8 protein-coding genes and 1 pseudogene are annotated in these 13,410 nt (G+C 70.2%); 2 read left to right on the top strand and 7 right to left on the bottom strand.

From position 1 onward, the window contains the following. Nucleotides 1-34 precede the first annotated feature (34 nt). Both AC5Y43_RS00220 and AC5Y43_RS00215 read right to left on the bottom strand, forming a co-directional pair. Nucleotides 35-313 (bottom strand): acylphosphatase, encoded by a 279-nt coding sequence (locus AC5Y43_RS00220; protein ID WP_499968099.1) that lies wholly within the window; start codon nucleotides 311-313, stop codon nucleotides 35-37. Beyond that, nucleotides 303-722: an OsmC family protein gene (locus AC5Y43_RS00215; protein WP_499968097.1), complete on the bottom strand. Its 420-nt coding sequence runs from the start codon at nucleotides 720-722 to the stop codon at nucleotides 303-305. The genes AC5Y43_RS00220 and AC5Y43_RS00215 overlap by 11 nt, the downstream gene beginning before the upstream one ends. 51 nt (nucleotides 723-773) lie before the next feature. On the opposite strand from AC5Y43_RS00215, the gene AC5Y43_RS00210 reads away from it, so the two are divergent. After that, nucleotides 774-1,598: a PIG-L deacetylase family protein gene (locus AC5Y43_RS00210; RefSeq protein WP_499968096.1), complete on the top strand. Its 825-nt coding sequence runs from the start codon at nucleotides 774-776 to the stop codon at nucleotides 1,596-1,598. A 22-nt stretch (nucleotides 1,599-1,620) separates the two neighbouring features. Here the strand turns inward: AC5Y43_RS00210 and mutM are convergent. The 4 genes and pseudogenes from mutM to sepIVA form a co-directional block, all read right to left on the bottom strand. Continuing rightward, nucleotides 1,621-2,463, bottom strand: a pseudogene (gene mutM / locus AC5Y43_RS00205) (DNA-formamidopyrimidine glycosylase); the annotation flags it as partial. After that, complete coding sequence (gene rnc / locus AC5Y43_RS00200) at nucleotides 2,464-3,177, bottom strand: ribonuclease III (RefSeq protein WP_499968094.1); 714 nt, start codon at nucleotides 3,175-3,177, stop codon at nucleotides 2,464-2,466. Next, nucleotides 3,174-3,767: a YceD family protein gene (locus AC5Y43_RS00195; protein WP_499968092.1), complete on the bottom strand. Its 594-nt coding sequence runs from the start codon at nucleotides 3,765-3,767 to the stop codon at nucleotides 3,174-3,176. Before AC5Y43_RS00195 ends, rnc begins: the two co-directional genes overlap by 4 nt. Before the next feature lie 60 nt (nucleotides 3,768-3,827). After that, nucleotides 3,828-4,565: a cell division protein SepIVA gene (sepIVA, locus tag AC5Y43_RS00190; protein ID WP_499968090.1), complete on the bottom strand. Its 738-nt coding sequence runs from the start codon at nucleotides 4,563-4,565 to the stop codon at nucleotides 3,828-3,830. A 291-nt stretch (nucleotides 4,566-4,856) separates the two neighbouring features. On the opposite strand from sepIVA, the gene AC5Y43_RS00185 reads away from it, so the two are divergent. After that, nucleotides 4,857-6,014 carry a permease gene (locus AC5Y43_RS00185; protein ID WP_499968089.1) on the top strand — a complete coding sequence of 386 codons (1,158 nt, stop codon included), beginning with the start codon at nucleotides 4,857-4,859 and terminating at the stop codon, nucleotides 6,012-6,014. A 14-nt stretch (nucleotides 6,015-6,028) separates the two neighbouring features. Here the strand turns inward: AC5Y43_RS00185 and AC5Y43_RS00180 are convergent, their stop codons facing one another. Continuing rightward, nucleotides 6,029-13,396, bottom strand: a complete 7,368-nt coding sequence (locus tag AC5Y43_RS00180) for a beta-ketoacyl synthase N-terminal-like domain-containing protein (protein WP_499968087.1) — start codon at nucleotides 13,394-13,396, stop codon at nucleotides 6,029-6,031. Nucleotides 13,397-13,410 lie beyond the last annotated feature (14 nt).

Below are 13,410 nucleotides of genomic sequence, written 5' to 3'. Positions count from 1 at the left end.
ACACTGGTCACATCAGTCACCGTGCGGAGGTGTTTCAGCGCTCGACGAAGCCGCTGAAACTCTCCTGCGCGTCCGACCAGGCGGCGACGACGTTGTCGACGCGGCCCGGGGTGTCGCCGCCGTCGAGCAACCGCAGCAGTTTCTCGCCCGCCTCCCGCGGTCCCTGGGCGATCACCAGCACGCGGCCGTCGGCCTGGTTGGCCGCGTAGCCCGTCAGGCCGAGCTCCAGCGCGCGGCAGCGCGTCCACCAGCGAAAACCGACGCCTTGGACGCGGCCGTGCACCCAGGCGGTCAGCCGGACGTCAGGACCCATCGGCGATCTCGAAGTTGACCGTGGTGCCGGACTTCAGCGTGCGCCCGACGGTGCAGACCAGGTCCACGGCCCGCTGGGCCACCACCAGCAGGCGCTCCTTTTCCTGCTCGGACAGCCCCGACAGGTCGAGCTCGAGGCTCTCCTCGAGCAGCGGGTAGCGCTCCTGCTCGCGGTCGGCGGCGCCGGACACGCGCACCACCGCTTTGTAGTCGTCGCCGAGCCGGCGGGCCAGCGGCTCGTCGGTGGACATGCCGCTGCAGGCGGCCAGCGCGATCTTGAGCAGCTCGCCGGGGGTGAACACGCCCTCGACGTCCTCGGAGCCGACGAGCACCTGCGCTCCGCGCGAGCTGTATCCGGTGTAGCGGCGCGATCCGGTGCGCTCGACCCACAGTTGCGTCGGTTGCGTCATCGTTTCTTTCTACCGGGCCGCCATCGCGGCCGGGCGGGCATACTGCCTTGAATGGCCACCGTCGTCGCGTTCCACGCCCATCCCGACGACGAGGTGATCCTTACCGGCGGCACGCTCGCGCGGGCGGCGGCGGCCGGGCATCGCGTGGTTCTCGTCACCGCCACCGACGGCCGCATGCACGACGAGGACGACCATGTCCGGCTTACCGAATTGCGGTGCAGCGCAGACATTCTCGGGGTGCATCGGCTGGAGTGCCTCGGCTACGCCGACAGCGGCTACGGCCCCGCCTTCTACCCGGATCCGCCGCAGCGGGTGCGGTTCGGGCGGGCCGATGTCGACGAGGCGGCGCGGCGGCTCGCCGGCATACTGCGCGACGAGGGCGCGGATCTGCTGCTCGGCTACCAGCCCAACGGCGGCTACGGCCACCGGGATCACGTGCAGGTGCACCACGTCGGCAGGCGGGCCGCGGAGTTGGCGGGCACCCCGCGGGTGCTCGAGGCCACCATGCCGCGCGAAACGCTGGTGCGCATCGGCCGTCTCGCCCGCGCGCTGCACCTGCCCGCGCCCTACGAGCCGGACGTCGCCCGCGCCGCCTACGCGCCGCGGGCGGCAATCACTCACCGCATCAACGTGTTTCGTTTCGCGCGCCAGAAGCGCGACGCCGTCGCCGCCCACCGCTCGCAGGTCGGCGACTCGGGCCCGGGGGCGCGCGCGTTGGGGATGCTGCAGCGGCTGCCGCCCCAGGCGTCGGGCCTGTTGTTTCCGTTCGAGTGGTTCGTCGATCCGGCCCTGCCGCCCGGGTCGGTGCGCCGCGACATCTTCAATTCCCGCGAAAGTGCGGCTGGCGACGCGTTTCGCGAGAAGCGGCGTCGGTAGTTGCACTTTCGCGGGGAAAGGATCGAGGGCGCGGCTGGCAGCGCGGGCAGTAGAACGACGAGCGGTTCATGAACTTCTCCCGCCGCATCACCGCCCCACAGCGGCGGCAGCTTTGGCCGTCGCGGCCGTAGGCGTCCAGCGACCGGTCGAAGTACCCGGATTGGCCGTTGACGTTGACGTACAGCGAGTCGAACGACGTCCCGCCCTGGGCCAGCGCCTCGCGCATGACGTCGGCGGCGGCGTCGAGGACCGCGATCAACCGGGGGCGGCTGAGCGTGGCGGCGATCCGCGCGCCGTGCACCTTGGCCCGCCACAGCGCCTCGTCGGCGTAGATGTTGCCGATCCCCGACACCACCTGCTGGTCGAGCAGCTGACGCTTGAGCTCGGAATGCTTGCGGCGCAACACTTTCACCACCGCGCCGGCGTCGAACCGGGGGTCCAGCGGGTCTCGCGCCAGGTGGGCGACGGGCGTCGGCACCACGCTGCCGTCGACGCTGACCAGGTCCGCGAGCATCCACCCGCCGAAGGTGCGCTGGTCGGCGAAGCTCAGCACGGTGCCGTCGTCGAGCAGCGCCGAGATGCGCACGTGGTCGGCGCGCGGCACCGCACCCAGCAGCATCTGGCCGCTCATGCCGAGGTGCACGACGAGCGCGGTGTCGCCGTCGAGCAGCAGCCACAGGTACTTGCCGCGGCGGTCGGTGCCGGTGATCCGGGCGTCGAGCAGCCGGGCGGTGAGGTCGGCCGGCCCGGCCTCGTGACGGCGCACCGCGCGGGGGTGGTGCACCCGCACCGCGGTGATCGTCTTGCCCACCACGTGGGCCTGCAAGCCGCGGCGCACCACCTCGACTTCGGGCAGCTCGGGCATCTAAACGGTGGTTTTCCCCGCGGTGTCCAGCGTTTCCAGCGCTTTCCAGGTGGCGGCGGCGGCCTTCTGCTCGGCCTCCTTCTTCGAGCGGCCCACACCCGACCCGTATTCGGTGTCCATCACGACGACGACCGCGGTGAATTCCTTGTCATGGTCGGGGCCGGTCGAGGTGACCAGGTACGACGGCGCGCCCATGCCGCGCGCCGCGGTCAGCTCCTGCAGGCTGGTCTTCCAGTCCAGCCCGGCGCCCAGGGTGGGGGCGGCGTCCAGCAGCGCGCCGAACAACCGCAGGATCACCTCGCGCGCCGTGTCGATCCCGTGCTGCAGGTAGATGGCGCCCAGCAGCGACTCCATCCCGTCGGCCAGGATGCTGGACTTGTCGGCCCCGCCGGTGTTGGCCTCGCCGCGGCCCAGGAACAGGTGAACGCCCAGGCCCTCGTCGGACAGGTTGCGCGCGACGTCGGCCAGCGCCTGGGTGTTGACCACGCTGGCCCGCAGCTTGGCCAGGTCGCCCTCGGACCGGTCCGGGTGTCGGTGGTAGAGCTCGTCGGTGACGGTCAGGCCCAACACGGCGTCGCCGAGGAACTCCAGGCGCTCGTTGGTGGGCAGCCCGCCGTGCTCGTAGGCGTAGCTGCGGTGCGTCAACGCCAGCGACAGCAACTCGTCGCCCAGCTCGACCCCGAGCGCGTCGAGCAGGTCCTGCCTCGACGTCACGGCTCGTCCCGCGGAGCTTCGGCTTCATCGGGGTTGGGCACCATGCCGGCCAGCTTGGACCACCGCGGGTCGATGCGGTCGTGGCCATGGCCGGGCTCGGCGGCCAGCGCGACACCGCATTCGGGGCACAACCCCGGGCAATCGGGCGTACACACCGGCGAGAACGGCAGCTCCAGCACGACGGCGTCGATGACGGGCTGCTCCAGGTCGATGGTGTCGTTGACGATGTGGCCGACCTCGTCCTCCTCGGTGGTCGCCTCCGTCGTGCTGTCCGGATAGGCGAACAGCTCGGTCAGCCCGACCTGCACGCGCCCGGTGACCGGGGTCAGGCAGCGGGAACATTCGCCGGCGGTGGGCGCGGCGACCGTCCCGGTCACCAGCACGCCCTCGGACACCGACTCCACCCGCAGGTCCAGTTCCAGCGGGGCGCCTCGCTCGATCGCGATCATGTCCACCCCCATGCGCGACGGGCTGGGCACGGTCTCGCGCAGGGTGACCATCGCGCCGGGACGCCGCCCCAGCCGGGTGATGTCGAGCCGCAAGGGCGAGGTGGAATGGCGCTGCGCCGTGCTGGTGTGCTGCCGCGTCATAGAAGGAATCCTACGGCGCGCGCCGCATAAAGCCAGGGCGCTGACCGCCCCGAGGAGCTGCTAGCGCGTCGCGTAGTCGTGCGTTCCGGCGGCCGTGCGCAGCTGGTGGCGGCCCCGGCCCACGGACCGCAGCGTGCCGTTGAGGAACTCCTCGAACTCGGCGAGCTTGTTGTCGACGTAGATGTCGCACTCGCCGCGCAGCCGGTCGGCCTCGGCGTGCGCGGTGTCGATGAGGCGGGTGGCCTCGGAGTTGGCCGCCTCCACCACGCTGTTCTGCGACACCAGGCGCTGCTGCTCCTTGATGCCCTCCTGCACGGCCTTCTCGTAGGACAGGTTGCCGTTTTCGATCAGGCGGTCGGCTTCGGCCTGGGCGCGGCCGACGCTGGCCTCGTACTCGCGTTTGGCCGCGGTGGCGATGCGGACCGCCTCCTCGCGGGCCTCGCCGACCATCCGCTCGCTGTGCTGGCGCGCCTCGCCGACCATCCGGTCGGCCTGCGCTTTCGCGTCCGACAGCAGCCGGTCGGCCTCCGCGCGGGCGTGGTTGAGCATCGACTCCGACTCCGTGGTCGCCGAGGAGACCATGGACTCGGCGTGCGTCTTGGCGTCCTGCAGCATCGAATCGCGCGCGTCGAGCACGTCCTGGGCGTCGTCCAGCTCGCCGGGGATCGCGTCCTTGATGTCGTCGATCAGCTCGAGCACGTCACCGCGGGGCACGACGCAGCCGGCCGTCATCGGGACGCCGCGCGCCTCTTCGACGATGGCGCCCAATTCGTCCAGCGCTTCAAAAACTCGGTACACGGCCATACCCTCCTGGCGTCCTGCAAGAAAAACCTGTTGTTACCAGTGTGCCTGCTGTTACGTCTGTGACAGCGGTGGCGACGCCGGTGTGTCGGGCATTTGCCCGCCGAATCCGCATGTCGCGGGTGAAATCCATAGTTTTGCCCGTTCACGCTCCTGCCGCGGGCCCGACCGCCGCGGGGCCATTGTGTCCATATTTTTGCCGGCCACCGCACCGCCTATGCCGCCATTCTAGGGACCGGCGCGGTCCGAGTCGCCGGCTCGGGGCGAAGGGCAGGCGATAATCGCCCGATGAGGGTGCTGGCAGCGGTCGGTCACGCCTTGGCCCTGGCGGGGTCGATGACGTGGGAGATCCTGTGGGCGCTGATCCTGGGCTTCGCCCTGTCGGCGGTGGTGCAGGCCGTCGTGCGCCGCTCGACGGTCGTGGCGCTGCTGAGCGACGACCGCCCGCGCACCCTGGCGGTGGCTGCCGGGCTGGGGGCAGCGTCGTCGTCGTGCTCGTACGCCGCGGTGGCCCTGGCCCGGTCGCTTTTTCGCAAAGGCGCGAACTTCACCGCGGCCATGGCGTTCGAGATCGGCTCGACCAACCTCGTCGTGGAGTTGGGCATCATCCTGGCCCTGCTGATGGGCTGGCAGTTCACGGCCGCCGAGTTCGTCGGCGGCCCGGTGATGATCGTGGCCCTTGCGATGTTGTTCCGGCTGTTCGTGCGGCCCCGGCTCGTCGACGCCGCCCGCGCTCAGGCCGAGCGTGGAATCGCCGGCTCGATGGAGGGCCACGCCGCGATGGACATGTCCATCAAAGGCGAGGCCTCGTTCTGGCGGCGGTTGTTTTCCCCGCAGGGCCTGACGTCGGTTTCGCACGTGTTCGTCATGGAGTGGCTGGCGATCCTGCGCGACCTGATCCTGGGGCTGCTGATCGCCGGCGCCATCGCCGCGTGGGTGCCCGAAAAGTTCTGGCAGAGCTTCTTTTTGGCCGATCACCCCGGCTGGTCGGCCCTGTGGGGCCCCATCGTGGGGCCGGTCGTGGCGATCGTCTCGTTCGTCTGCTCGATCGGCAACGTGCCGCTGGCCGCGGTGCTGTGGAACGGGGGCATCAGCTTCGGCGGCGTCATCGCGTTCATCTACGCAGACCTGGTGATCCTGCCGATCCTCAACATCTACCGCAAGTACTACGGCACGCGGATGATGCTGACGCTGCTGGGCACCTTCTACGCCGCGATGGCCGCCGCCGGCTACCTGATCGAATTACTTTTCGGCACAACGGGGCTCATTCCCACCCAGCGCAACGCCACGGTCATGCAGGCCGCGATCTCATGGAACTACACCACCTGGCTCAACATCGCCTTCCTCGCCCTCGCCGCGATACTGATCGCCAGGTTCGTCACCACCGGCGGAATTCCCATGGCGCGCATGATGGGCGGCTCCCCCGCCGACGGTCACCACCACTGACATCAACTCGAGCTTCAATGTTCGGCACCGATTTTGCTGTGCCGGCCGCTGGGCGCGGTGCCGGTCGACCGGGCCGCCGACCATTCGTCGGCACCGATCGTGGTTCGCCAGTCCACCGGGAGCCCATCCAGCGCGTCCTCGATGCAGTCCCAGATCGACTCCAGCGGGGACGCGCCCGGGGCGGCCGCGTCAATCCGGCTCTCCACGGCGCAGTTCGGCTCGTGCGGCGCATCGCTGAACGGGGCCAGCGCGTTGATGGCGTCCATGACGTGGCGCCGGCGGTGCGCGTAGGGCAGCGCGGCCAGCTCTTCGGGCATGATCGGCCGGCCGAAGATGTAGTCCTGCGCGGTCTGGCGATAGGGCACCTCGAGCTTGTGCTCCATCGGCTCCTCGGGCAGCCCTCCCGCGAAATACAGCGGCACGATGGGCAGCGACACGTCGATCGCCAAATCCAGCAGGGTGGACGTGAGCCGCTCGACGCGCTGACCGGAGCGCACGTAGCGGGTCCCGTCCGCATGCACCATGGTCGACACCGCGTGGGCGGCCACATCGGCCTTGATCTCGTCGACCAGGCCGAGGAACTGCAGCGGGTTGCGCTGGTCGAAGTAGCGGATCGTGCCCATCGTCCCGTTCTCCAGGGACTCCACCAGCCGCAAAAGTTCACCGATCCAACGGGTTTCGTGCTTGGCGTGCGCGATCGTCGCGACCCGGGTGCCGGTCAGCCACGACGCGACCGACGTGCCCAGCAGCGACTCGACCTGCACCTGGTGGTTGGCCAGCAGCAGCACGGGGCGGCCCCGAACCGTCTCCATCGCAACGGGATCGGCGACGACGACGTGCCTGACGTAGCGCGCCAGCAGGGCCCAGTGCACCAGGTCGGCGAACCCGCCCGGGCGGGTTCCGAGGCTGGCGTTCGACCAGTCGCGCACCGGCTGCCAGTCGGTCTGCAGCGACGCGCTGGCCCGGTAGGCGCCCTGCTCGGTCCGTTCGAGTTCGACGGAGATTCGCTCCAGTGGCAGCGCCGGGCAGCTCGCCTGCCCGTCGGCGACGCGCACCCGCATGGGGTGGATCGCGCTGTGCGCGGCGTCGGCGACGGCTTCCTTGATCGCGATGTCGGCGATCAGCGAATCGCCTTGGCCTTCGGTGTCGTACACCACGCGCAGGGTGCCTTTGAGCCAGTCCTGCGCCGCCGCCTGCACCGAGTCGAGCTGCACCACCCCGTGGCCCAGCCGATCGCTCAACGACATCTCCGGCACCGCGCGCCGGTGGGTCAAAAATGCACGCCGCTTGGGGCCGGCGGCCTGGGCCAGAGGTCCCTTGGCCAACAGGAATTCGACGAGGCGCACCTGCGCCCAGGGTTTGCCGGCGACGCTGAGCCACAGGTCGACGATCGGCATGCGATCGTCGCCGTCGTCAAACCCGACGAAGCGGGCCTCGACGTCCACCGTCCCCGCCGCCGGGGGGGCGCTGTAGAACCGCGCCCAGATCACGCGGCGCGGAAAGCCGACGAGCGGATCCGTGGCATCCACATACGCCGCGACCTCCGAACCCGGCGCGGTCCAGACGTTCATCGCGTTGTGCGGAACGATGTGCAGCGCGCCGTCGAGCAGCCCGGGCTGTTGCGCGCCGGCGGGCACCTGGCAGAGCTCGACCGCGAGCGTGCCGGACGAGCCGTTGCGCCCGATCCGCGCGCCGTCCATCAGCGTCGCAAACGCGGGCCCATGAAACACCATGCCGTCGTACGGGCTGACGAACGGGACCACCTCCGTCAGCGGCGCGGGCGTCGCGGGTTCGCCCGCGTAGCGGTCCGCGGTGACGATCACGGCCTGCGCGTGCGTCTCCCAGCGCGACAGCTCGGCTCGCGGGGCGTCGCGCCACACCTCCAGGCGGCCCGCGTAGCGCCCCGCCCCGACCGGCTCGACCACCACCCGCAGCCGTGTCGGCGAATCGACGATCACCCACCGGACCAGTTGCAGGTCGGCGATTTCGACCACCTTGTCCGTGCCCGCCGCGCGGCCGGTCGCCTGCGCGAAGAGGTCCAGCACCGACATCATCGGCAGCGACGGGATCACGAACGACGGGCAATGATCGGTGACCCAGGTATCGCGGGCGGGATCGATCGTCGTCTCCATGGTGGTCGCCGCGGCGGCGTCGGATACGACGGACGCGGGGGACGCCGGGGACGCGGGGGGCACGGAAGTCGCGGAAAGCACTGTGGCCGAACCGGTATGGGCCGAGGATTGCGGGTCCGCCATATCGGGTGAGATGCGCATGGCCAAATTCGTTGCGCTGTAGATCCGTATCCCGTCGCACCACAGGGACGCGTCGGCCGCCGCCAGGATGCCATTCTCGTCGCGCTCGATGCGGGTGAGTTCGATCTCCGCCGTGATCTGCTTGTTCGTCGGCACGATCTGGCCGCGGTATCGCCACGTGATCGCTTCGTGGACCGCGACCGGCTCGAAGCGCGCCGACGGTCCCATCTCCTCACCCAGCCCGAGGTCGAGCATCGCGAATTGGATGAGTTGCAACATCATTTCGATGCCCAACGACCCGGGCTGCACCGGGTCGCGGTAGAAGTGCGCCTTGAAGTACCACTCGGCGGGATTGATGTCCTTGACCCCGCGCCACCGGCCCAGACCGGCGCCGCCGGCGGCGGGCCAGCGGCCCGTCACCCGGTCGATCATCAGCAGCATCGGGTCGGCCAGCCGGGCGCCCGGACCGAAGAACTGCTCTGGGCGGGTCTGCAGGTCGACCAGCGGCGCCTCGCTGGGCAGCTCCAGCCAGGAACGCTGGTCATCGCTGACGGGGAGCCCCACCTGCTGCTGCAACGCCTCGAGGCGGAAGTACCCGAACACGGTGTCGAAGGTGTAGACGGGCCCGTCGTCCGCGGAGATCTCACCGTCGAAGGTCGCGATGATGGTTCCACCGGCCTGGGCGATGCTCTTCAGCGTGGACCTGATCCGCAATGTCCCGATCGAAGGCGTGACCTCCCGGTGCTGTACCCCGGTCCCGTCGAGATTGCGGAAGAACAGGTCCACGTCGAAGTCCAGTGGGCAACCGGCGTAGGCGCCGACCCAGCCGCACGGCTGCAGCGCGATCTCCATGAGGACGGCGTTGGGCATCGTCAGTTTCCCGTTCGCGCCCTTGTTCTCGACGAAATACCAGGCGTCGCTGGGGACGTCGTATTCCGCGACGACGGACGTGCCGGCCTTGGGAACGCCGAGCTCGCCGACGACCTCGGTGACCCGGGACATGAAGTGGTAGGGCGGTCCCGGCAGTCTCGCCACCCTGCGGTCGGTATCGAACTTCTCGTAGAGGGGCCCGACCGCCAGGGACGGCTTGGCGACGGCGCACGCCAGCATCGCCTTGTAGTCGAACTTGACGCCATGGCCCTCGGCGACGGGCTTGGGCTCGACGTAGCCGTCCAGCTCCTCGAGACCCATATCCATGGGACACCCCGGCGAGAGCCGCAATCCCATTCTGCCGCAATGGAAAGCCGGCAATCCGTCGACGGTCACGAGCAGGTCGGCGAACAGCGTGGGCTCGGGTCCGGCGATGACCTCGCGCACGAAGACCTCGTAGACCACCTCACGTGACTGCGGCGTGACCTGTCCGCGGCAGACCAATTTGTACGTTTCGAACGGCACGGGCTCGAAGCGCCACCCGTCGCATCCCATGGTCATGCCGAGGGCGGTCATGTAGATCGCCATCGTCTGCATCGTGCCCTCGAACATCAGCGTGCCGGGCATGCAGGGATCGTTCTTGAAATGACCGTCGAAATACCAGGTTTCGGGGGTCACGTGCGAAACGGCGCGCAGGTATCCGCGGCCCCAGGGCCCGCCGGAGAGGTCCAACTGGGTCACCTCGTCGACGAACAGCATGTCGCCGCCCGCGATGACCGGCGGGCGGGTGTGGCTGGCCGCGCGTTCGAAGCCGGAACCGAACGTGTGCCAGATGTCGCCCGCCGCGAGCGCCTCCAGGTCGGCGCGCTGCAGCGAGGTGCGCGCGGTTCGCGCCGGTGTGGGTTCCATCGGGCCGTTGACGGTCTCATCCTCCGGGCGCCACAGGATCCCGCCCGACGCCGCCAGCTCTTCGTCGGAGAAGAAGCCGGCCTGCCCGTTGCGCATGGACATCCGCTCGACACCGTCGATCGTGCAGTCGTAGTGGAAGAAGAACATGCGGATGTCGCCCTGGCGGGCGTGGCCGTCCACGTGGATGTCGAAGCGCAGGGTGTCGCCGATCTCGGGCAGGCCGCCCAGGTAGGTCACCTCGCAACCCAGCAGCCGGTAGACGCGCTCGCCCTTGTTGGCGAAGTCGGCGCCCATCCAGGAGATCAGCATGAGGTCGGCCTGCCCGGATTCGATCATGATGCCGGCCGGCATCCGGCCCTGGTGCAGCCACCACGCGTCGGCGGTGACGTCGGTTTCCGTCCACAGCGTTCCCCTGCCGGGCTTGCCCGGCTCGGCGTCGATGCCCAGCAGCCGATCCGCCAGCAGCAGTGGGGGTTCGGGCATCCGCACCTGCCGCGCGTAGCCGTCCTGCGCGGCGAAGGCCGGGCCGTAGATGTCGGAAATCCGGCCCGAGGCGTGCACGCGCAGCCCGTCCTTGTCCAGGGTGAGGCCGACCGGGGCACGCTTGACGGTCGGCGCCGGCACCGCCTTGTCGGCCGGCCGGGCGGGCTGGGTCGCCCGGTAGGCGCCGCCCTCGGGCAAGTAGTCGACCCGCTTGGGGGGCAACGCTTTCCGGCCGTTGGTCGACACGTGCGGCTCTTCGGCCAGGCCCGCGCCGTTCGGAGCCGTTTGCAGGCCGAGGCCGTAGCCGAGCGACGGCGGCTCGGCCGGCGTCAGCCCAACCAGGTCCGCGCCCAGCGGCACCCGCTCCAACGCCTCGGCGGCCTTGGGCAGGGCCGGCGGAACGGGCAGGTGTTTCGTCATGGGCTGCTCCAGTCGGGTGGACGTGTGATGGTGGGTGGCCGGTAGCCGAACATCGGGCAGGTGCGCCGGAAAGCGTAGGCGCGTGGGCTTTCCCGTGTCGGGTTGGTGCGCCGGGGACAGCGCGACGCCGAGCCCGTCCGGCACCAGCACGATGCGTTGCTCCTGGCCGGCCAGCGCGGTGAGCGTGACGACGACCGAACGGTCCCCGGATGTCCACGGCGCGCCGTCGGGCCCCACGCCGAGTACGCCGTAGAGCGCGCCGGCGGCGACGTGCAGCAGCCCCGAGGCGGCGTGGGCGTGGCCGAGCAGCGGCGAAAGGCTCACCGCGCCCGGCGCGGTGCCCAGGTGCAGGCACTCACCGCGCGGCTCCTGATCCGCGGGCAGGGTGGCCAGCACCGTGTCGCCGGCGCGGCGCGCGTCGTCGGCGCGCTTGAGGACCAGCACGACGGCGGCGTCGCCCGGTATCTGCTCGTCGGATCCGAGAAGGGCCCGCGCCGCGGCCGCGTGTACCGGTTCGCAGCTGAGGTCCACCGCGCCGACGACGGCCGCGTCGATTTCACCCCGACGCAACTCGCGCGCGGCCAACTCCAGCGCCGTGGTGCCCGACAGTTCCTCTCTCGAGACCGTGAAACTCGGCCCCCGCAGGTCGAATTGACTGTTCAACCGGTTGGCCACGATGTTCGGCATGGCGCCGACCACGCCGGCGGCGGTCCATCCCTGCACGACGCGATCCCGCGCCGCCGCAAGCTCGTCGGCGTCGTCGATCTCGGCGGCCAACCGCCAACGCACCCCGAATCGGGTCACCTCGGCGTCGCAGCCCATCCCGACGACGACGCTCGTCCTGTCCGGCGGCAGGCCCTTGATGACCTCGCCGATGTCCAGCGCCGCACCGAGCAGAGCCAGCTGCTGGGGCTGGGTCTGTTTGAGGTCGCTTGGGGGAAAACGGGTTTGGGTCAGGTCGAGGCTGACCTCGGCCATCCGGGCGCCGACGCTGCCGGTGATCGACCGGCGGCTGCGCAGATGATCTGCGACTGATGCGGTTTGGTGTCCGTCGCCCACCAGCATGCCCAGCCCGACGATCGCGACGTCCTCGTCGCCGGCCCGGCGCCCGGTGACCGGCGCGCTCGGCCCGGCGCTGTGCGTACCGGTGGGCGCAACCCACTCTTCGAGCAGCAGGTGGGCGTTGTTGCCGCCGAAACCGAAGTTGTTGACCGCGGCGCGACGTGGCCCGCTGCATTCCCAGGGCTCGGGTGCCGTGAGGAGGCGGAACGGGGAATCGGCGATGAAGGGCAGCGGATCGTCGGCGTGCAGCGTCGGGGGACGCACGCCCGCCCGCATCGCGGCGAGAACCTTGATGGCGCCGGCCGCGCCGGACGCCGTGATCGAGTGCCCCAGATTGGATTTCAGTGATCCGATGGGTATGTCCGTCATGCCTTCGAAGATGCGCGCCATGCTCATCAGTTCGGTAAGGTCGCCGCGCGAGGTGCCCGTGGCGTGGCACTCGACCAGCGAGATGTCCCGCGGTTCCAGTTCGGCCATGTCGTACGCGAGCCGCATCGCGCGCTCCTGGCCCTCCTGTGAGGGCACCAGCAGGCCGCGCCCGCGGCCGTCGTTGCTGAGGCCGACGGCCCGGATGACACCCAGGATGGTGTCGCCGTCGGCGATCGCGTCGTCCAGTCTCCGCAGCGCCAGGACGGCCGCGCCTTCGGCGGGGACCAACCCGTCGGCGCCCTGGTGGAATGGGCGTGACCGGCCGGAGCGGCTCAGGGCCTGCAGCGCGCTGAAACCGACGTGCAGCAGCAGGTCGCTGGCGCCGTTGACCCCTCCCGCCAGCATCACGTCCGCGGTGTGGTCGTGCAGCCGATCGCACGCCAGCTTGATCGCATACAGGGAGGAGGCGCACGCGGCGTCCAGCGCCGTGGCCCCCGCGGTCAGGCCCAGCGCGGTGCCGATCAGGTGGGCCGGCAGCCCGGACATGAACCGGTTGCGCCAGTCGGGGCCGTGTTTTGCTCCGCGCCAGACCTTTTCCGCGAGGTCGGTCATCGTCTTGGTCGGATAGCTCAAGTTGCCCAGAACGAGCCCGGCCGGGCCGGGCAGTTCGCCGGGGCGCCAGCCGGCGCTGGCGACGGCCTGCCGCGCCGCCTCGGCGGCCCAGAGGTACAGCGGATCGAGGCCGTCGAACGCGCCGGGGTCGAGCAGGAATCCGCGGGGATCGAAGACCCCGTCAAAGCCGCGCACGTAACCGCCGCGATCAGAGCACGCGTGGTCGAAGTCGGGCGCGTTCTGCGGGTCTCGCAGGATGTGCGACGCCGGTAGCCCCCAATAGCCCGGCTGCGCCGAGCCGAGCGCGTCGCGGCCCTCGAGGACGGTCTGCCACAACTCGTCGGGGCTCAGGCCGCCGGGCAGGATGCAGCCCTGCCCGACGATCGCAATGGGCTCAAAGGTCACGATGACTCCGCGGC

This window comes from Mycobacterium sp. NGS57, from assembly GCF_059812405.1.
Note: the sequence above shows the minus strand (reverse complement) of the source record. Positions and strands in the feature narration are given on the sequence as shown.

Excerpts from the sequence above, each read along its gene's own strand:
- AC5Y43_RS00195 (WP_499968092.1), bottom strand. The coding sequence starts at position 3,767 with ATGACGCGGCAGCACACCAGCACGGCGCAGCGCCATTCCACCTCGCCC.
- AC5Y43_RS00210 (WP_499968096.1), top strand. The coding sequence starts at position 774 with ATGGCCACCGTCGTCGCGTTCCACGCCCATCCCGACGACGAGGTGATC.
- AC5Y43_RS00215 (WP_499968097.1), bottom strand. The coding sequence starts at position 722 with ATGACGCAACCGACGCAACTGTGGGTCGAGCGCACCGGATCGCGCCGC.
- AC5Y43_RS00220 (WP_499968099.1), bottom strand. The coding sequence starts at position 313 with ATGGGTCCTGACGTCCGGCTGACCGCCTGGGTGCACGGCCGCGTCCAA.
- AC5Y43_RS00185 (WP_499968089.1), top strand. The coding sequence starts at position 4,857 with ATGAGGGTGCTGGCAGCGGTCGGTCACGCCTTGGCCCTGGCGGGGTCG.